At 54.7% G+C, this 18,323-nt stretch carries 17 protein-coding genes and 1 pseudogene; 5 read left to right on the forward strand and 13 right to left on the reverse strand.

Features of this window, described 5'->3' with window-relative positions:
- Positions 1-229: 229 nt before the first annotated feature.
- Both ACSHSR_RS19160 and ACSHSR_RS19165 read left to right on the forward strand, forming a co-directional pair.
- Positions 230-1,333, forward strand: coding sequence for a phosphoribosylaminoimidazolesuccinocarboxamide synthase (locus ACSHSR_RS19160; RefSeq protein ID WP_025009300.1), 1,104 nt, complete (start codon positions 230-232; stop codon positions 1,331-1,333).
- 202 nt (positions 1,334-1,535) lie between these two features.
- Positions 1,536-1,994: a universal stress protein gene (locus ACSHSR_RS19165; protein WP_107005475.1), complete on the forward strand. Its 459-nt coding sequence runs from the start codon at positions 1,536-1,538 to the stop codon at positions 1,992-1,994.
- 10 nt (positions 1,995-2,004) lie between these two features.
- Here ACSHSR_RS19165 and ACSHSR_RS19170 read toward each other — a convergent pair whose 3' ends face one another.
- The 9 genes from ACSHSR_RS19170 to ACSHSR_RS19210 all read right to left on the reverse strand — a co-directional run bounded on the left by ACSHSR_RS19170 (position 2,005) and on the right by ACSHSR_RS19210 (position 11,073).
- A complete protein-coding gene (locus tag ACSHSR_RS19170) occupies positions 2,005-3,285 on the reverse strand; it encodes a winged helix-turn-helix domain-containing protein (RefSeq protein ID WP_025009298.1) in 1,281 nt (426 codons plus the stop codon).
- A 172-nt stretch (positions 3,286-3,457) separates the two neighbouring features.
- Entirely contained in the window at positions 3,458-4,297 is an 840-nt protein-coding gene (locus tag ACSHSR_RS19175; protein ID WP_107005474.1) for an ABC transporter permease subunit, read from the reverse strand.
- Positions 4,297-5,208: an ATP-binding cassette domain-containing protein gene (locus ACSHSR_RS19180; RefSeq protein WP_025886842.1), complete on the reverse strand. Its 912-nt coding sequence runs from the start codon at positions 5,206-5,208 to the stop codon at positions 4,297-4,299. Before ACSHSR_RS19180 ends, ACSHSR_RS19175 begins: the two co-directional genes overlap by 1 nt.
- Positions 5,195-6,499, reverse strand: coding sequence for a nitrous oxide reductase family maturation protein NosD (gene nosD, locus ACSHSR_RS19185; protein WP_107005473.1), 1,305 nt, complete (start codon positions 6,497-6,499; stop codon positions 5,195-5,197). Before nosD ends, ACSHSR_RS19180 begins: the two co-directional genes overlap by 14 nt.
- A gap of 5 nt (positions 6,500-6,504) precedes the next feature.
- Entirely contained in the window at positions 6,505-7,005 is a 501-nt protein-coding gene (locus tag ACSHSR_RS19190; protein ID WP_107005472.1) for a nitrous oxide reductase accessory protein NosL, read from the reverse strand.
- Positions 7,006-7,080: 75 nt separating this feature from the next.
- A complete protein-coding gene (locus ACSHSR_RS19195) occupies positions 7,081-7,734 on the reverse strand; it encodes a nitrite reductase (RefSeq protein ID WP_107005471.1) in 654 nt (217 codons plus the stop codon).
- An 11-nt stretch (positions 7,735-7,745) separates the two neighbouring features.
- The gene (locus ACSHSR_RS19200) at positions 7,746-8,498 is read right to left on the reverse strand and encodes an FKBP-type peptidyl-prolyl cis-trans isomerase (protein ID WP_044733604.1); all 753 of its coding nucleotides are present in this window, start codon (positions 8,496-8,498) and stop codon (positions 7,746-7,748) included.
- Positions 8,499-8,536: 38 nt separating this feature from the next.
- Positions 8,537-8,923 (reverse strand): rhodanese-like domain-containing protein, encoded by a 387-nt coding sequence (locus tag ACSHSR_RS19205; RefSeq protein WP_223828960.1) that lies wholly within the window; start codon positions 8,921-8,923, stop codon positions 8,537-8,539.
- Positions 8,924-9,036: 113 nt separating this feature from the next.
- Entirely contained in the window at positions 9,037-11,073 is a 2,037-nt protein-coding gene (locus ACSHSR_RS19210) for a multiheme c-type cytochrome (RefSeq protein ID WP_025886840.1), read from the reverse strand.
- Between the two features lie 388 nt (positions 11,074-11,461).
- Here ACSHSR_RS19210 and ACSHSR_RS19215 point away from each other — a divergent pair, with 388 nt between their 5' ends.
- Genes ACSHSR_RS19215 through ACSHSR_RS19225 form a run of 3 tightly spaced genes read left to right on the forward strand, consistent with a single transcriptional unit; the run spans position 11,462 to position 14,374 of the window.
- The gene (locus ACSHSR_RS19215) at positions 11,462-13,387 is read left to right on the forward strand and encodes a heme lyase CcmF/NrfE family subunit (RefSeq protein ID WP_479631047.1); all 1,926 of its coding nucleotides are present in this window, start codon (positions 11,462-11,464) and stop codon (positions 13,385-13,387) included.
- On the forward strand, positions 13,380-13,778 hold the full coding sequence (locus tag ACSHSR_RS19220) for a cytochrome c-type biogenesis protein (RefSeq protein WP_071239156.1): 399 nt from the start codon (positions 13,380-13,382) through the stop codon (positions 13,776-13,778). The genes ACSHSR_RS19215 and ACSHSR_RS19220 overlap by 8 nt, the downstream gene beginning before the upstream one ends.
- Positions 13,775-14,374, forward strand: a complete 600-nt coding sequence (locus tag ACSHSR_RS19225) for a TlpA family protein disulfide reductase (protein WP_025009291.1) — start codon at positions 13,775-13,777, stop codon at positions 14,372-14,374. Before ACSHSR_RS19220 ends, ACSHSR_RS19225 begins: the two co-directional genes overlap by 4 nt.
- 136 nt (positions 14,375-14,510) lie before the next feature.
- On the opposite strand, the gene ACSHSR_RS19230 is transcribed toward ACSHSR_RS19225, so the two are convergent.
- From ACSHSR_RS19230 to ACSHSR_RS19245, 4 genes and pseudogenes are all read right to left on the reverse strand, one after another.
- A complete protein-coding gene (locus ACSHSR_RS19230; RefSeq protein ID WP_335901219.1) occupies positions 14,511-15,563 on the reverse strand; it encodes an HlyD family secretion protein in 1,053 nt (350 codons plus the stop codon).
- Positions 15,563-16,609: pseudogene (locus ACSHSR_RS19235) on the reverse strand (glycosyltransferase family 2 protein); the annotation flags it as partial. The pseudogene ACSHSR_RS19235 and the gene ACSHSR_RS19230, both read right to left, overlap by 1 nt.
- A gap of 12 nt (positions 16,610-16,621) precedes the next feature.
- Positions 16,622-16,891 (reverse strand): hypothetical protein, encoded by a 270-nt coding sequence (locus ACSHSR_RS19240; RefSeq protein WP_261752647.1) that lies wholly within the window; start codon positions 16,889-16,891, stop codon positions 16,622-16,624.
- Positions 16,884-18,275 carry a TackOD1 domain-containing metal-binding protein gene (locus ACSHSR_RS19245; protein ID WP_144168114.1) on the reverse strand — a complete coding sequence of 464 codons (1,392 nt, stop codon included), beginning with the start codon at positions 18,273-18,275 and terminating at the stop codon, positions 16,884-16,886. The genes ACSHSR_RS19240 and ACSHSR_RS19245 overlap by 8 nt, the downstream gene beginning before the upstream one ends.
- Positions 18,276-18,323: the final 48 nt, after the last annotated feature.

Here is an 18,323-nt window from a genome sequence, read left to right on the forward strand (position 1 = left end):
CAAAGCCTCCCCGTGGCAAAAGGTTGCAACTGAGGTAAAATAGCCCATCTTTTGTCGGCGGCATCTCATACTTGTATGACTCCACAGCGGCTCTACCTCTCAAGCACAGCCTTTTTTGCTGCTTGCTGCTGCCCCGCCGTCGGCTCGTATCCTCCCGGAAACAGGCAGATAACAATAACCCCGCCTGCCGGACTTAGCCTTAAACCCTACACCCAGAGGAATACTCGTCATGAGTCTTGCTGATTCCGTTCTAGCCGTAAACAATGATTTGCCTATCCGCACCGACAAGCCGGTTCACAGCGGAAAAGTGCGCAGTGTCTACTGGTTGACCGAGGCCGACAGCGCCAGATTGATCCGTGAAAAGGGCTATGATGTGCCCGCCGATACTCCGCTGGCGATCATGGTGATCTCGGATCGTATCTCCGCCTTCGATTGCATCTTCCATGGCGAAGAGGACCTCAAAGGGATCCCGGGCAAAGGGGCGGCGCTCAACGCCATCTCCAACCACTGGTTCAGCCTGTTCAAGGAAAAAGGCCTGGCCGACAGCCATATTCTCGACATTCCCCATCCCTTCGTGTGGATAGTGCAAAAGGCTCGCCCGATAAAGGTGGAAGCCATTATTCGCCGCTATATTACCGGTTCCATGTGGCGCGCCTATCAAAAGGGTGAGCGGGTATTTTGCGGCATCACGCTGCCGGAAGGATTGCAAAAGGATCAGCAGTTGCCGGAGTTACTGATCACCCCATCGACCAAGGGCATACTCAAGGGGATCCCCGGGGTACCGGAGCAGGATGATGTCAACATCAGCCGCGCAGATATCGAAGCCAACTTCGAGGCCTTCGGCTTTGAAAAGCCTGAAGATATCGATCTGTACGAAAAACTGCTCAAGCAGGGATTCGAAGTCATTTCCGAGGCGCTGGCACAGCAAGATCAGATCTTTGTCGATACCAAGTTCGAATTTGGCTATGTCACTGACAAACAAGGCCAGTCCAAGCTTATCTATATGGATGAAGTGGGAACCCCGGACTCTTCACGTATTTGGGATGGCAGCGCCTACCGTGACGGCAAGATCCTCGAGAACTCCAAAGAAGGCTTCCGTCAGTTCCTGCTCAACCATTTCCCGGATCCGGATATCCTGTTGAACAAGGACAGAATGCCGGAACGTGAAGCCCTGGCCCGCGACAACGACCTGCCACTGGAGGCCATGATGAATGTCTCGCGTACCTACACAGGTATTGCCGAAAAAGTCACCGGAGCCAAGATTACTCTCTCGGATAATCCCAAGGCAGAAATCATCCGGGTACTCAAGGAACAATACGGCCTGGTGGACTAAGGCCATCTGCCGCATCGGCATAGGCTACTCAGGCCATTTCCCGTTAAGCATAAAGCCCCCTCCGGGGCTTTATTCGTTCAATGACAGGGATTTTAGCCGAACCGGCACCTGCGAATATCTCCCCTGAACGCCAAATTTGTACCTTGCCAAGGCTGGCTTAAACTTAAAGAAGTGGCCAAGGCCGAGTAAAAGGAGATGCATCATGCGTACCCGACAAATCCTCTGTCCGGTCGACTTCTCTGAAGAATCCGAACACGCCCTGGAATATGCCATAGAGTTGGCGGCGCTCTATAAAGTAAAACTGAGGCTGCTGCATGTAATCAGCAAGGCCTATGGCGAAGACATTACCACTCTGCCCCATCACGAAGAGAACTTCGGCATAGTGGCCGTGACCCAGGCGCAGCTGCAACAACATATGCAGGCCTACGCCTCGGAGAAAATCCATGCACTTTTGCAGCAGTTGCATCCAGAGCAGCAGCTCGAGGTGCTTATCCGTCGCGGCAGCGCTGCCGGCCAGATCCTCGAAGAAGCCGAGAGCGCCAATGTCGGCATGATAGTTGTGGGTTGTCATCAACGCACTGCGCTGGCCCATTGGCTGCTGCCCAGCGTCACCGAAGAGATTATCAACAAGGCCAAGTGCCCCGTGATGGTAGTTAAGTAGCCTTATCGGCTCAGAGCTTCACTTCACTGTAGGTGGTCCAGGCCAGTAAATTACCCATCTGCGGCACTATCCAAACGGCTGTCTTGTGATCCTGATAGACCCGGAAGTAGTAGATCTCCTCATCACGGATATCGTCTTTACGGATCTCGCGGTAGAAGTGCATCGCCGAGTCACTGACATTGTCCGGCTTGGTGAGTTCTTTCTGGTTCACTTTCACCTGGAACACGTCCACCGGGGTGCCGGAAATCTCGGTGCGGTACTGGTGAAAATAGCCCCGCAGTTGATATTTTATCGGTGTGGTAAGGCAGTCCTGATCGGTAACGCAGGCCGATGAATAAAACTGCCCCGAGTCTTTACTATCGTAAACCAGCGATAGGCTGAGATCGGTACGCACCAAGAGCTCATCGGCGACCGGGAAATAGATATCCGCATGGTAGTTGTGCTCCACCAATTCGGCATTGTCTACCGCCGGCGGCAAAATAATGCGGTTGTAGCGGATCCGCCGCTCCATCTCCTGGCTCAGGGGCACAAACTCCTTCATGCTGAGACCGGCAGGTTTGGGATCTATGGCGGTGATATTGATGATGCCATCGCCGTCACAGCCGGTTTCATCGGCACTGGGACAGATGGCAAAAGAGTAATTACGGCCATCCGAGGCGGCATAAGCGCTGAAATGCTTCAATCCGGGGATAAGATTTCCCTCAGGCGCCAGATGCTTTTGCCACATGGAAGGATGCAGCTGCTTGGCCTCATCACTGTAAAACAACTGCGCCGAGGCCAGCGTGCCTCCCACATTCAAGGGTAACTGCTTATCGGCACGCCAATGGCTCACCTGTTTGACCATTTCGTGATAGTCACTGTAGTACCAGAAGAAGCCCACCAGCCCCAACAGCAATAAAATACCCAGGAGTTTTATTTTCAGAGACACACTCACCAAGGCAGTGCGGATGGCTTCACCATCTGAGATGGCCAGCATATGCACATGGGACTGTTCGGAAATATTCAGCTGATAGCCACGGCGGGCAACCGTCTTGAGTTGAATTTCGGGATAGGGTTCCAGTTTCTTTCTGAGAATACTGATGCATTGGGTCAGTGAGGTCAGCGCCACCACCCGCTCCGGCCAACCTACAGCCAGCAACTCATCTTTTCCAAACACGTTTCCCGGGGCAGACAACAGGTGTGACAATACCTGAGCCTCAGAAAACGACAGGACGATTTCTGAACCATCGCGTTGATCCAGCAAGTGTTTTGCCTTGGTATCCAACGCCAAATAGGGAGTCAGCTGTTGCATTGGCACTCCGAAAAGTCACTCCAGAAGATTTGACTGCCCCCATTCACGGGAGCTTGAGGATAGGTTATAAGTTTAACCTGAGTGCAACAGGCAGAATGTGATACTTATATCAATTAACAATTTGTTTTCGTTAAATAAAAACTATCTAATACAGCAAACTCCAATAGCAGATTCACAGCGGCCGGCGCTGAAAACTGTAGCGGCACAGCCAAGATAACAACAACAGCCAGCCAAAGAGTATTCCCAGTAACCAGGGCCAGGTCGGCACACCACTGGCCAAGCCCAGAAAACTTTGATTGAGTAAGCGAAACACACTGGCCGGGTTCAGCAACATCAGCCACTGCAATCCCGGCTGCCCAAGGGTATCGGCCGCAACCACGGCCAATACCAGCAAGGCCAGATCATAGAGCAGCACCAGCAGCAGCCAAAGCAGCATCAGCAGCGCCAGTGCCTGAGCCTTCTGTTTGACCTGCATGCTGACCCAGTAGCCTAAAAGCATAAACACCAACCCGAGCAACCAGGCGCTGGCCAGCAAGAGGGCAAGGGCCGCGGGCAACTCGACGCTACGATATTCCTGAGCCAATACCGGCAGTAACCCCAAAGGCAAGCCAAACCCCAGCAGCAAAGCCAGCAGCAGGGCGCCGCCCTGCCCCATCAGTTTACCGGCCAGCCACTGACTGCGGCTCAAGGGGTAGGTCAATAGCAATAACAGGGTGCCAGCTTCGGCCTCCCCCACCACGGCATCGAAACTCAATAGCAGCGCCAGCAGCGGTACCAGGAAGACACTTAAGGTTAAAAGAGAGTTGAACAACTGCGGCAGCGCCTGCCAACGAAACTCACCGCCTAAGGCCCCTGCGCCGAAAATAACCGCAGCCGCCAACAGGGCAAACAAACAGCAAGCCGTTTGCAGCCAGCGGCTCCGCAGGCAATCTTTGAACTCCTTGGCGGCAACGATAAATAACGGATTAGGCCGTTGGGATGTCAATGCTTCATTTTCTCTGACCAGTTGCATCAGGCGGCCTCCCCGAATCTTTTAGCCGCGACATTCCGGCGATTTGAGTCAAGCGGTGCCATAAAATGATGAAACAGTTCACCGAGGGATGCCGGAGGCAACTGAAAGTCAAAGCAGCGGTATTGCTCCGTCAGTATGGCTATCGCCTCCGGCACGCTGGCCTTAGCCAGTTTCAACCGGCCAGCGGAAAAGCTCGGCCCCAGCACGGGATCGCCACTGAGGTCCAGCCGAGATGGCAACTGGATTTCCTGTGGTAAGTCAGCCTCTTGCCTCAGGTTATCCAGGCTTCCCAGCGCCCGCATCCGGCCATTTGCCAGCATGAGCGCCAAGTCAAGATGCGGCTCAACCAAAGCCAGTTCATGGGTGCAAACCACTATGGTGCAACCTTGCTGTTTCAGCGCCGCCAATTGGGCATACATGAGCGCCGAGGCCGAGGGGTCCAGGCCCACTGTCGGTTCATCGAGCAACAGTAATCTGGGGCGGCTCAGTAGCGCCTGCGCCAACCCAAGTCGCTGTCTCTGGCCCTTGGAACACTGTCCCAACCTGCGTTTTACCAAGCCATCCAGTTCAAACTCAACCAGCAGCTCTTTGACTCTGGCCGCACCTATGCCCTTGAGCCCGGCGAAGTAATTCAACAGTTCGCCCAAGGGCATATTGTCGTAGAAGCTGACGTTCTCCGGCAGATAACCCACCTGCATTGGGCTTTCACCTGCAGCCTTGCCGAGAATCTTCAGCTCGCCACCGGCGGGTTTCAGCAGCCCCAGCAGCAGTTTGATCAGGGTCGATTTGCCGGCACCATTATGGCCCAGCAATGCCAGCAACTTACCCTGGGGCAGCTGCAAGCTGATATCCTCCAGCACAGGCCTGTCGCCACGGACATAGGCCAATTGCCGACAATCAATGCTGGGCATAGTGGGTCTCCTCGTCACTCTGTTGCGAATTGGTTTTCATCTCTTGTTTCAGCGTAATATCAATGGGCTGCAGCAAAGGAAAACTGTCGCGAATACCTATATCCTCGGCTAGTGCCAGTTGGCGCTGCAGCCAGCGCAGCAAGAGCACCACAGGGCTATCCATCAACCATCTGGCCTCGGGGTAAAGCCAAAACAGCCTGTCCAGGGCATCGTTGGGCAGATAGGGGGTATCGCCTATGCCATCACCATCGAGATCCCAGCCCTGATAGCTGCTCCAATAGTTGCCCTGTCCCAGAAGGCTCCACTCCTGCGATTTACTGCCGACATAGCGCACCTGAGTCTGATTATTTTCTATGTTGTTGCGCCACAGACTATTGCCCTCACCGCCCAGGGCAACACTGATACCGGTATCGCTGTTACCGAAATGGTTATGGCTGATACGGTTATCGGCGGCGCCATAGATAAACAGCCCCTTGCCTTCACTGGCGATGGCGGGATCGCCCTTGGGGTTGTGAATAGTCGCCACCCTGTTATGGTGCACCTCGCTCTGCTGAGTCACATTGAGCAAGATACCAAAATCGATTGCGGCGCTGACTTGATTGTGTTCCAGGGTGATCCCCTTGGAGCTCATCAGCGCATAGCCGCCCTGTAGCCACTTGGCGCTGTTGTTCCAGGCGCTGTCATTGCGGGTATACATATAGTGAATGCCATATTGCTGGCGGCTGAATTGATTGTGGCTGACCCGACTGGCGTCGACGTTTTCCAGATAGATACCGTCGCGCACCGAAGCTATCTGATTGTGGTGCAGCTCGGGGGCCTCAACATATTTGAGAAAGATGCCGTCACCTCTGTCCAGCAGATAACGTCTGTCGTCACCGCTTATGTGGCAGTATTCCACTTCCGGGCGTTTGAGCTGCTCGCCATGAATGCCAAATCCAGGCCCCGACAGCTCAAGCTGCAGCAGGCGGACATCATCGGCGCCCGGCAGCAGACGCACCCCGGAATCATGTTCATAAAGATCGCCGCCCCAGTTACGTATCTCAAGCCCCTGCAGGCGCACGCCGGCGGCCTTGATAGTCACGGCGCTGCCTTTACCACCGGCATCGATTATGGTGCCGGGCTCACCGACAATGGCGATAGCCTTGTCGATCACCAGCGGCCCCAAATACTCGGCGGCAGAGAGAGTCAGCACCTCGCCTTCACTCAGTGCATCTATGCGTGCCTGCAGTGGGTTTTGGCTGCCAAAGCAGCCAAAAGAGAGCAGCATCAGCGCCAGCAGGGTGCGTAACATCAGTCTCAGTTGGCTCCTTCCAGCAGTTCCAGGGTGACCTCTTCATAGGCCAGTACCCGGCCACCCCAGGCTTCGGCGAAAGCCTGCGCCGCTTCCTTGGTTGAAAACGGTGCAACGGCAGGCCCCATCACTCCCTTCTTGCTGGTGCCATAGACATACCAGGCCTTGGTGGCATCGATAAAGGCGTTGTCGTCAGGCTGCTCCCAGTCGGTAGTGCCCATGTCATGAACAAACATAGCGGCAATACGGCGTTGATTTTCCGGTTGCAGCGCAAAGCTGAACATGTCGCGGCTGGAGCAGAACTTGGGCACGGCATCACTGTCTTTGAGCATAAGTTGCCCCTTGGGCCCAGGGTATTTGGTGATCATCATGCCGCACATATGGCACCTGTCATGCTGTTTCAGGTGCTGGGCGTGATATTCATGATTATGGCTCTGCGCCGGTGTGCATCCGGGCAGCCCCAGCAGCAGGATGGGAATGGCGATGGCCAGCAGTGTCTTTTTCATCTTTCTCTCCAATCAATAGATTCAACGCCTCGCCGGGGCCTTGCAGGGACAACCCATTTGGCGAGGGTTGAAAAATCACTCGAGTCGGCTGCGGGCGTTGGCAATGGCATATTGCAACGCCTCACGATCCAGTTGCGTATTGTTGCTGTCCAGCAGCAGTTGCCAGTGGCCTATGGCCTCGGCATATCTTTGGTTGAGGAAGGCATCATTGGCCAGCAGCAGCCGGGTGCCGGGATCGGCACTATCCAGCGCCAGGGCCTGTTCGACCCAATCCTGGGATTCCGGCAACCACTGGCGTTGATCTCGGTAATAGGCGGCTTCGGCCAACTGCCCCAGTAAGGCGGCGCTCTTGCCCTGAAGCTGCAACTGCTGCTTCAGGGTAGCCACCGCATCCAGATACATGCCGCCGCGCACATAGGCCTGGGCCAGCTGTTGCATCAGGGCACTGTCTTGTGGCGCCTCGGCACTGGCGCGTCTGAGCCGGACAATTTCGGCGGGCAGCAGGTAGTCTATGCTGTCGTCGGCCTCGGCCGACTGCCAATCCTGGTAGCGGCCGGTATAGGAGTAAGTCCCAAGACTCAGGCCTATGATCAGCAGCGGCAGCAGACTCCAGTGCCACAGGGCAGGAAGAACTCTGTCCCCGCGGCAGGTTTGCCACTGATAGAGGGCAAACAGGCTCATAAATGCCAGGCTCAGCAGGGCCAGTCCCAACCAGAGCGGATTAGCCATAGTGCCTCCTGTCAACCGTGGCCAGGCATTGGGTGCTTGCTGTCTTTACCCGGCTTTTCGACCTTGACCAGCTCGACTTCAAACACCAGAGTGGCCTGCGGCGGGATCACCCCGGGCGCCTGCTCGCCATAGGCCAGCTTGGCAGGGATCACAAAACGGAACTTGGACCCTTCAGGCATCAGTCTCAGGCCTTCTTCCCAACCGGGGATCACTGTCATCAGCGCGAAACGGCCGGCGGCCTTGTTTTTGTTGCTGTCTTCAAACACAGTGCCGTCGATGAGCTTGCCGACATAATTGACTGTTACCACATCTTCCGGGTTTGGCTTCTTGCCCTTGCCCATGCTCAGCACTTCGTACTGCAGGCCACTGTCGGTAACCTTAACGCCGGACTTTTTCTTGTTCTCGGCCAGGAAAGCTTCGCCCGCCTTAAGGTTTTCCTCGGCCAGTTTGTCGAAACGCGCCTCTCTTTCTTCGTTGAGGGCGATGGCTCTTTGGTTGAGCAGATCCAGGATCTGTTCATCTGTCAGTTGCTGCTTGTCTTTAAGAGCATCGGTAAAGCCGGTGATCAGCAGCTCCATATTGACTTCGGCGCCCAGCTCCAGCTGTTGGTAAACCTGGCCCGAAATATAGTTGCCCACTGAGGCACCCAGGGCGTAGGAGGTCTTGTCTGTCTCTGTCTTCAAGTCGGCCGCCAGCGCGGGCAGGCTCAGACAAAGCGAGAGGGAAATAGTAGTAGCAAGTTTTTGTAATTTCATGGTTTTCATCCTGCAATTTCTAAATTCAATGCCCAAATAATCTATTTTCAAGGACGCTCAATCGGCCGTCCCGAGATGCGCCAGCCATAGATACCATCCGGCATCTGCCTGACATCGGTATAACCCAGTTTCATCACCTCTCTGGCAGCCACATTGCTGGCGGTGCAGAGGCGGTTGGCACAGTAAAACACCATGGTGGTGTCCTTGTTTTCCGGCAACAATGTCTTCCAGTTATTGACGTTGAAGTAGATGGCGCCGGGAATGAAGCCATCCCCCCATATCTCCAGAGTGTTGACGTCATAGAAGATCACTCCGGGCTGGCTGAGCAGCATCTCGGCCTCACGCATGGAGATCTGGTTGAGTATCTCTTCGTGGTAAGGGGCAGGAACCAGATCCCCGCCACCGCCGGCCAACACCGCCGGTGTCGCAACCATAAATGCCAGTGGCAGCAAGGACTGTTTCAGCGCCTGTTTCAATGAGAGTCGGACTCGCATCTTTATCCTCCATTAAAGGCTCCGGACGAGCGCCCGGAGCCTGAGTTGCCTAATTACAGCGAGGCTGTCTTGGTGCCTTTGCCGTCGGCGATGGCTTCAGCCTGAGTCACATAAGTGACAGCTGCATCCATACGCTTGACTGCGTAACGGGGAGCGTGAACACCCCAGGAACCGTCTTTACGAATAAACTCAACTATGTCGCGGGCCTTGTCGGTCAGCAGCAGTACCTGAGTCTTGTCTTCAATAGACAGCTTGTTCTTGGCGACTTTGCGATCAACACGCTTGAGCGCTTCTTCCACTTTCGCCAGGCTGTCTTTAACAGGTGTCTGCCACTTCATGACCTTGCCGTAGATCTCTTTCTGATCCTTGAAGTGCAGGCCCTTGCTCAGCTCAGACTGGAACTGGCTGTGACAACCTTTACGCTCAACCACATCGTGGTCAGAGATAGAGGTACGGGCACAGGTCCACATCAGGTCGAGATAGCCGTGACCATTCTCATCCTTGGCCACAGTCCAACCTTTGGTGGTGGACTTGCGAGGTTGACCTTCGGGTGGGTTAAGGGTCTTGCGATCCGGGCTGACATCAATCTTCCACAGGTGAGACTTACGCACTGCGTCGAAACCGGCCATATCCGGATACTGAATCGCGGTGAAGTTCTCACAGCTGCCCATGTTGGGCATGTGACAGCTGGTACAGCTGTTCTTGGCGTGGGTACCTGTATTGGCTGCCATTTCGGCCTGAACCTGGTGACAGTCAACACAGTCTTTCTTGATGGCAGGCTTGGTATAACCTGATTTCCAGTCATTGCTGGTGACTTCGTGTGGATCGTGACAGGTAGAACAGCGCATGCCCTTGTCATAGTGAGAAGACATGAACATCTGTGAACCTTCGGTACCACAGGAAGGACAGGCAGACTTCATCTTGACGTTGAAGGCATATTCCAGCTTTTCTTTGCCTTGCTCTGTCTCGGCCAGCTCATCGATATAGTTGAAACGCTGGTGACAACGTTCACAGTTGGAAGGCATGCCGCCACCGTTACCACCATCGAGGTGACCACCGGCGCCGTGACACTCTTCACAAGCGATACCACGGCTGATGGTGTGTTCCTGCAGCTTCTTGGGATCGCCAAGAGCATCCAGGTATTCCTGCTTGTTCTTGAAGTCAAACTTGAAGCTGTGGCAAACCTCGCAGTAGGAACTGGCAGGCTGGAACAGGAACTCCTTCTTGTACTTGGCACCGTAGGAAGTCATACCCCACTGGTGAGAACCACTGGCGCCGAAGTCTTCCATCTTGGTGGGGAAGTCAGGGATAACCTTCTGGATCTTCTTGGCCATTTCCGGGGTCAACCATTCGGCCCAACCACGGGAGAACTGGTTACCACCGGCAACCATGGTACCTGTACCGTCTTTCAGCAGACCGCCTTCAATATGGTAGGAACCACGCACCAGGAAGCTGTCGATATAGCCATACTTGGTTCTTGGAGTACCGACTGTGGCGTAGATAGCATCCGGAGTTATGCCGTCCGGCAATACGGAAGCATCAGAGCCATACAGCTTTTTCTTCAGATCATTGTCCACTTCCGGGTGTTCACCGGGGAAACGTATGGTCTTGGCGTGACGCGAGCGCTGCCACTTCTCATACTGCACCGCGTGACACTCACCGCACTTCTCAGGGCCAACAAACTTATTGGGGAAGTCGAGAATAGACTTGGCCGCCAAACGATACTGCACCGCAGAGGGGCGTCCCACCCGTTTGCTGTACTTCTGGCCGTTACCTTGGTCCATGTACTCTTCACCGCGGTCACTGACCTTGTACATACCAATTAACTTGCCCTGCTCCTGATACTTGAACACAGGGTGATTCTGGAACAGGTAGTCGAACAGCTCTTTTTCCTGAACGATATAGTCCTGCAGCGTCTTGACGCCGTTTACCTTTTCCATGCCGTTGGGATTGGCGATCACCTTCTGTGCCGACTCTCCCATCTGCTTATTGCCGTGACCTGGTTTATCTGCCGCGAGCGCACCAGCCCCGCTGACGGCAGTTAAACAAAACAACATGCTGAGTGTTGTCCTTTGTTGCCATCGTCTCATCATATACTCCTGAATTTGTCGTCGGTTATTTCACAAACGAACTTGTTATTGCCGGCTTGACCGGTCACGACTCATTCTTCATATGTACAAGGACAAAAATCTGCGCCAGAGCACAGCTCGCCCCCGCTTGAGAACTCAAGAAAGCAACACCTTACATTTACCTTTAAAAACAGTGACTTTAATCTTGAACAACAGAACTATTCAGTTCTTTTTTGAGCGTTTTATTTCTCAAAAAACCTCAAAACTCCGGCTGAAAATTGAAAAATACCGCACCGGCAAACATAGGCTGATAAAGGCGTGACAGATCACAGAGCCAAAGGGGGAATAACCCTAGTCTCAGTGCCATAGATCCATTTCCGGGAAGTCCCGGCATAACAAGAGAGCGGCCATGTTTTCCATCACCATGTTGCCCGAATTGGGACACTTCCTGCTGATCCTGGGCGGTAGTTGTGCCTTGTTTGGCGCCTTGCTTGCGCTGCTCAAATATCGCAACCCAGGTATCGAATGGCCACTGCGGCCACTGCTGCTGGGGCAAGCGCTGGGACTGACAGGCGCCATACTCCTGCTGGCATTGGCGTTTATCCTCAACGACTTCTCTGTGGCTTATGTGGCCAACAACTCCAATTCGGCCCTGCCGCTGTTTTATAAAGTGGCCGCAGTTTGGGGCAGCCATGAAGGTTCTTTGCTGTTTTGGATGACAGTAATGGCGCTATGGGCCTGGCTGGGGTTGCCGAAGCGCTCGCAAGATCAGAACTATCTGTTGATGTTGCACGGCAGCTGTTCGGCGATTCTCTGTGGCTTTGTCTTTTTTATGTTGCTGTACGCCAATCCCTTTGCCCGCCTGCTACCGGAAGTGCCGATAGAAGGACGCGATCTCAGCCCTATGTTGCAGGACATAGGCCTTATCCTGCATCCGCCACTGCTGTTTCTTGGCTATGCAGGCCTTGGGATCTGTTTTTGTATCGCGCTGGCATTGCTTGTCAGCCACAAGTTCAGCGCCGCCCGCCTTGGCAAGCTCAAGCGCCATCTGCTGCTGACCTGGGTGTTTCTCACCGCGGGTAATGCCCTCGGATCCTGGTGGGCCTATAACGAGCTGGGCTGGGGTGGTTGGTGGTTCTGGGATCCGGTGGAAAATGCCGCCTTTATTCCCTGGCTGGTGACCACAGGCGCGCTGCACTGCCTGTTGATCAAAAACCACAACCCTTTGGCACAGCTCTCGGCCCTGGCGCTGGTGTTGCTGGGCTTCAGCCTGTGCCTGCTGGGCACTTTTATTGTGCGCTCCGGCATTATTCAGTCTGTGCATGCCTTTGCTGCCGATCCCGAACGCGGGGTGATCATTCTATTGCTGTTGCTGCTCTACGGAGGCGCCGGTTTCAGCCTGTTTGGCCTCAGATGTCGCCATCACTGGCAACCGGGCAAGCTGGCACCACTTGGCCGGGACGGTCAGCTGTTGCTCGGCAGCCTGATCTTGCTGACCATGGCGCTGACGACCCTGCTGGGTACCCTTTACCCGCTTTTCTATCAGGCACTTGGCCTGGGAAGCCTGTCGGTAGGGGCGCCCTACTTCAATACTCTGTTTGTGCCCATGTTGGCGCTGCTGCTCTTGCCCCTGGCGCTAAGCACCCTGCCCCATATGGCGCCGAGGCGCCTGGGACTGCTGGCGCTGGTCACTATAGCTGCGACCGCTCTGGCGCTGTTTTTCGAGGGCAGCCTCGACCCTTGGCTACTGGCGGGCGGTGCAATGAGCCTCTTTCTGCTCTGCACCCTGCTGCTTTATCTATTGCCGCTGGGCCAGATTGCCGGTAAGCGCCGCAATATTCCCATGTTGCTGGCCCACACCGGCCTTCTTGTCAGCATCATGGGTGCTACCGGAGTCAGTTGTTTCGAGCAGCACTCTCTGCTGCGTATGGGCCCGGGCCAAGGCAGTATTCTGGGCGACTACACCTTTATCTATGAGCAGACCCGTTTGCTGGACAAGCCAGCCTACCGCGGTGAACAGGCCGTAATTCGGGTTGAGCGCAATGAGCAACTGCTTACTTACCTCTATCCGGAGCGTCAGGAATTCAACTCCAACGGCATGTCGCTGTCCCAGGCCGCCATCTATCGCGGGGCCTTTGGCGATCTCTATGTCTCCATGGGCACCCAACTGAGTGATGAAGAGTTTCTGGTACGTCTCAGCATCAAGCCGCTGGTGAGTTGGATCTGGCTCGGCGGTGGTTTGATGGCCATTGGCGGCCTGCTGGCCCTCGGAAGCCGACGACGCCTGCTGCAAACCGATTTATTAACCGCCTCAGGGAGACTTCAACATGATTAAGCTAATGCTGCTTGGATTATGGCTCAGCTTGAGTTGCGCCGAAGCCCAGGCGACCGACATGGATATTGCCCGTCTCAGCATAGATATTTCCAAGGAACTTCGCTGCCCCATGGCCACCAACCAAAACCTGTTTGAGTCGGAAACCGCCATTGCCAGCGAGCTCAAGGCGCAGATCTATCTGATGCTGCAGCAGGGCAAGAGCCGGGAACAGATACTCGACTTTATGGTGGAACGCTATGGCGAGCAGATCCGTTATCAACCCACGCTGAACGCAGGTACGGCGCTGCTGTGGTTGGGGCCAGTACTCTTGCTGCTGGTGCTCCCCGGCGTGTTGCTGTTTTTCGGCCGCAGCAACAATCAATCCCCTCACGATCAGGAGAATCCATCTTGAGATCTTATTTGCTTCTATGTCTTGCCCTGTTGCTGCCGCTATCGGCCCAAGGGGGCATAATGCAGCATAAGGCTTATCACACAGGTGAACCTGTGCCAAACAAGCCTATGATTATGCGTGAATTTGTTGAAATGCAGCACGCCAGAAAGGTGGCAAAGGTGACCTTTGCCGATCTGCAGGGTAATCCCAAAACCTTGGCTGAATATCAAGGACGTTTGGTGCTGCTGAATCTGTGGGCCAGCTGGTGCCCGCCCTGCCTGCGTGAAATGCCGGCACTGGCCAAGCTGCGCAGTAAACTGCAGGGCAGCAGTATTCAGATAGTGCCGCTGTCGATAGATGAAGATCCGGCTGCTGTGGCCCCTTTTCTGGCCAAGCATGAGCTCAAGTTGGATGACAGCTGGATAGACAGCAAGAAAGAGATAGAGAAGATCATGCCGGCCAATGTGGTACCGGCAACTTATGTGTTTGATCCCAATGGTAACTTAGTCGGCTTTATCCGTGGCTATCTGGACTGGGATGACCCGGATATAGCCGACTATCTGTTGCGCTTTGCCGCTAAGTATCAGGCGCTGGCCCAAAGCAAAGTGCCACAGTAAACCGTGCAACCGTCCCGGAGCATCTCCCAAGTCACTCCGGGCAACTCTTTGGCAAAGAACAATGTGACTTCTCCGCCATACTTTTTGCCCGCTTTCCCGTCACGCACGCCAATTTTTGTCGGGAAAGCCTTTTTTCTCAGAAACGATCGAAACTCACTTCCACCGGAACGCCCTCAATCGCCAAAGGCAGGCTCTGATGCAAAGCAAGCGTGACCTTGAGTGCCGGTTTGTCACCATCGAAAGGACCGGACAGCTGCTTGGGCACCTTGCCCACCAATTCGGTCGGTTCTTTAATTTCGGCGCGGATCCGGGTTCCATTGGGGAGTTTGACGCTGGCCTGCTGTCCCTGAGCAACATAGTTGAGATACTTGGGCGCCAGATAACAGACCACCACAGGCTGTGCCCGCCCCGACAGCCAAAGCATAGGCTGCTGCTCGGCTATGGTTTCCCCCTGCTGCACCAAAACATCGGCTACCCGGCCGGCAAACGGCGCCTGTATGGTCAACTGCTGGCGTTTGGCCTGCAGCTCAGCAAGCTTTAGCAGCAGGCTGTTGCGACTCTGGGCTATCACCCCCGCCTCCCGCTCCTGCTGCTGCAACTGCCTTTGCTGCAACAGCTCGGCCCTGGCCTGCTCCAGCGCCATTCTGGCACTGGTATGGGCCTGCATCACCGCCGCCATATCTGCAGTGGGAACCACCCCCTGCTTACGAAATGACTCGAGCTGCGACAATAGTTCATCCTGACGCTTTACCCCCTGCTCGGCCACCAGCACCCGTTGTTCCAGTTGCCCCAGAATAGCCAGGTCCTGCTCCAGCGATGGCGGTGTCAGCTCGGCCAACTGGCGCTGTAACTCGTCAATGCTGGCGTCCAGACCGGCATCGGCTATGCGCCCGAGCGCCTGACCGGCATCGACCCTACTCCCGGGTTGTACCGAAAGCTCCAGCAATCGGCCCTTCTGCATTGCCCGCATCTCCAGCGGCTCAGAGGTCAGTATTCCCGGTGCCAGCACAAACAGGCTGGGGCGCAGCAACACCCAAAGCAGCAAGACCACAGGGGCGATAACCAGCAATAGCAGCAGATACCAACGCCATTTCATTCCGCCCCGTTTTGCCGGGGCATAGTCCACCTTTAAACCTTGATCCCGGGTGGGTTGTTGCGCCTTGGCAGCCGCTTGATAAGTCACTTTCACTAAAATTTTCTCCCGCGTTTCAGCACCCACCAGGGAGCCATGGAACTCTCTTCATGTGAGCGTCTGACCATTTCATTAAGCAAGGCAAACAAGCAGATACTGCGCATAAACAAGGCGTAGAAGGGATAAAGCGGCAACCAGAGCAGCAGCTTCAGGTCCTGACGTGGCCGCTCGGAAATCGCTACCAGTACCAGCAGATAGAAGAACAGCAAGAATCCCAAATATCCCAGGTAGATGGTCAGGGCAATGATTGTCAAAAACTGCCAGGGGTACGCCAGTGCTATCCCTAAGCTGTAGAGCAGGATGACAAAGGGCATCAGCACGTTTTGCAAGAAGCCGTAGACCAGAGTAAAGGCGAAGGTGGCGCCCCCCAGAAGCCCAGGGGTAAAGGCCGGCCAGTGCTTGCGAAAGTAGAGAAACAAAAGGTCGCCATCCCAACGTAATCTTTGCCAGACAAGCGTCTTGAGATCCATGGGGGCATCGGTATGCCCTATGGCCAGCGTGGCAAAGGGAATGCGCCAATTGGGATGACGGCCGAAGTACTGTTTGAATCTCAGCGTCAGATCCAGATCCTCGGCGGTATGGGTATCCCAGCCGCCGATTTTGACCAGCAAGTCACGGCGAAAAGCGCCGAATGCTCCTGAGATATTGTTGAGCAGATTCCAATGCCCAAGACCGGTCTTGCCGCCTTGCATGGAGATCAAATATTCAATCGCCTGCATCCGGGTCCACAGCGAATCATCGACATTGCGCACCCGCAAAGAGCCACCGACTGCCGGCACGTTGGGATCGGCGAACAGCGGCACGATTTGGGAAACCATATCATTGTCGAACGAAGTGTCGGCATCGGCATTCATTACCAGCTCGCCGCTGGCCCTGGCCAAACCGGCATTCAGAGTCGAAACCCGGCCACCACGTTGCCACTTGGGCAGCACGATAATCTCCCGCCCCGGGCGGCGGCATTGTGCCGCTGCTGCCTTGGCGACCTCGAAGGTTTCGGCGTTTTGCACCGCGCCGTCAACCACGGCAATGATCTCCATCTCCCCCGGGTAGTCCTGTTAGGCCAAGGTGGCTATGGTTTGCCGCACCGCTTCTTTCTCGGCATAGCAAGTAATGATGCAACTGACCTTGGGTCGATAAGCCTTCTCAACCTTGGGGCGGCGGAACGTTTGCCAATGCCAGCCGATGACGCCTGAGACCACTATCAGCATCAATGGCATTTCGTAGAGAAAAATCATCGGCACCAGCCAGAGAAACAAGCTGACGTCTGTCGCCAGGTTGTGCCAAATATCCAGGCTCATAAAAGCCAGGGTATTGAACTCACTCACCGTCCAATACCTCGGCCTGCTGCAGACGGCTGGCTAACCAGGATTCAACTTCGGCACCAAGTTGTTGATCCGGCAGGCTGACCGCCTTGAGCCTTAACCTCAACTCTCCCTCTGGCACGCTGTCATTGAGCCGCTGTAGTTTTTGCTTCAATGCCGGTAACTGTGACTCGCCAGTGTAAGGCAATAGTAACAAGACGCCTTGGTCATCATGGCTGCTGCAGGCATCGGTCACCCGAACCAGGCTCAACAAGCGCTGCTTGAGTGCATCGAGCAGAGTCAGGGCGCGGGCTTCTCCGCTGCCGGCCAGATCCGGCGCCAACGCCTCCAGATCCAATACCAACAACAGGTGCTCATGACCATGACGCAGTGCCAACTGATTGTGCCACTGCAGTAACCAGAGGAAGTGAGCCCGGCTCATCTGTTCGCCAAGCGCGGCAAACAGTTGCTGCTGAACGCCATGGCGCACCAGTTCCCTTCCCTGCTCCGCCAGTTCAAAGTCAGAGATGCGACGTATGGTTAGCTCGTCCGGTTGATGTCCATGACCACAGTGCAGACAAACTGCCTCGACCTTGGCCTCCAAAAACAGGCTATTACAGCTATTGCAGTGTTGGTTTTCTATTGGTCTGTCATAGTCGACACCTATATGCCGCAGCCGCTGCAAACAGTTAGGGCAACTGAGTCCGCCACTGCGACTGAAGGCTTGCTGACTATCCACATGACCACAGTTAAAACAGTGCAAACTGGTCTGCATATCAATTTCTATGCTGCGGCACTGGGGACAGAGATCGATATAGTTGAGGTGCCCTGAGTGGCACTTGCTGCATAGCCTGACTCTGTCCTTCAGCTTGGTGGGTGCCAGCCAATGCCGGTTCAATAATTTATCCAACAGCAGTTGGCTTGCCTTTGCTGACCCCGTCAATAGCTGCAGCAGTGGATACTCATAAAGATGTGGCTTTTCCGGCGTAGCCACTGGTTGTAAACGATATTCAGGAAATAACCACATAAAACTCAACAGCCGATAACTGACATCATCCTGGCTGGGTAATTTAATTAAGCTCTTCCTTTGCCAATAATTTACCAACTCTTGCTTGAAGTCAGGCTGAAATAAACCATTGGCCAGATATTCAGAGAGAGGGCTTGGCGTTATCACTTTGATCATGGCCATAAAGCTTGATGGCTGGCATCTCAGCTGAATCAGCGCTTGGTCCTGAGCTTCAGCCGGCAGGTTCAGGCAGATGACTTCATAATCAAGACCGGCAGCCAAGAAATCACTAACATCATTAAACACCTCAAAATCAGTGCTATAACTTTCTGTATTTCGAAAGCCAATCCAACAGGGGATGGCCTGTGCCTCAACACTGATATCGGCTCTGGTAATGGACATATAAATCTCGGCAACGACAAGCCCGCCAATGAAAGATGAAAACATCCT

The sequence above is a fragment of the Shewanella sp. VK101 genome (assembly GCF_056497865.1).

What these genes read in the sequence shown, in the direction of transcription:
- ACSHSR_RS19165 (WP_107005475.1), top strand. Translation starts at nt 1,536, where the DNA reads ATGCGTACCCGACAAATCCTCTGTCCGGTCGACTTCTCTGAAGAATCC.
- ACSHSR_RS19175 (WP_107005474.1), bottom strand. Translation starts at nt 4,297, where the DNA reads ATGCAACTGGTCAGAGAAAATGAAGCATTGACATCCCAACGGCCTAAT.
- ACSHSR_RS19210 (WP_025886840.1), bottom strand. Translation starts at nt 11,073, where the DNA reads ATGAGACGATGGCAACAAAGGACAACACTCAGCATGTTGTTTTGTTTA.
- ACSHSR_RS19205 (WP_223828960.1), bottom strand. Translation starts at nt 8,923, where the DNA reads ATGGTTGCGACACCGGCGGTGTTGGCCGGCGGTGGCGGGGATCTGGTT.
- ACSHSR_RS19220 (WP_071239156.1), top strand. Translation starts at nt 13,380, where the DNA reads ATGATTAAGCTAATGCTGCTTGGATTATGGCTCAGCTTGAGTTGCGCC.
- ACSHSR_RS19170 (WP_025009298.1), bottom strand. Translation starts at nt 3,285, where the DNA reads ATGCAACAGCTGACTCCCTATTTGGCGTTGGATACCAAGGCAAAACAC.
- ACSHSR_RS19180 (WP_025886842.1), bottom strand. Translation starts at nt 5,208, where the DNA reads ATGCCCAGCATTGATTGTCGGCAATTGGCCTATGTCCGTGGCGACAGG.
- ACSHSR_RS19190 (WP_107005472.1), bottom strand. Translation starts at nt 7,005, where the DNA reads ATGAAAAAGACACTGCTGGCCATCGCCATTCCCATCCTGCTGCTGGGG.
- ACSHSR_RS19245 (WP_144168114.1), bottom strand. Translation starts at nt 18,275, where the DNA reads ATGTCCATTACCAGAGCCGATATCAGTGTTGAGGCACAGGCCATCCCC.
- ACSHSR_RS19160 (WP_025009300.1), top strand. Translation starts at nt 230, where the DNA reads ATGAGTCTTGCTGATTCCGTTCTAGCCGTAAACAATGATTTGCCTATC.
- ACSHSR_RS19215 (WP_479631047.1), top strand. Translation starts at nt 11,462, where the DNA reads ATGTTTTCCATCACCATGTTGCCCGAATTGGGACACTTCCTGCTGATC.
- ACSHSR_RS19195 (WP_107005471.1), bottom strand. Translation starts at nt 7,734, where the DNA reads ATGGCTAATCCGCTCTGGTTGGGACTGGCCCTGCTGAGCCTGGCATTT.
- nosD (WP_107005473.1), bottom strand. Translation starts at nt 6,499, where the DNA reads ATGTTACGCACCCTGCTGGCGCTGATGCTGCTCTCTTTTGGCTGCTTT.
- ACSHSR_RS19200 (WP_044733604.1), bottom strand. Translation starts at nt 8,498, where the DNA reads ATGAAAACCATGAAATTACAAAAACTTGCTACTACTATTTCCCTCTCG.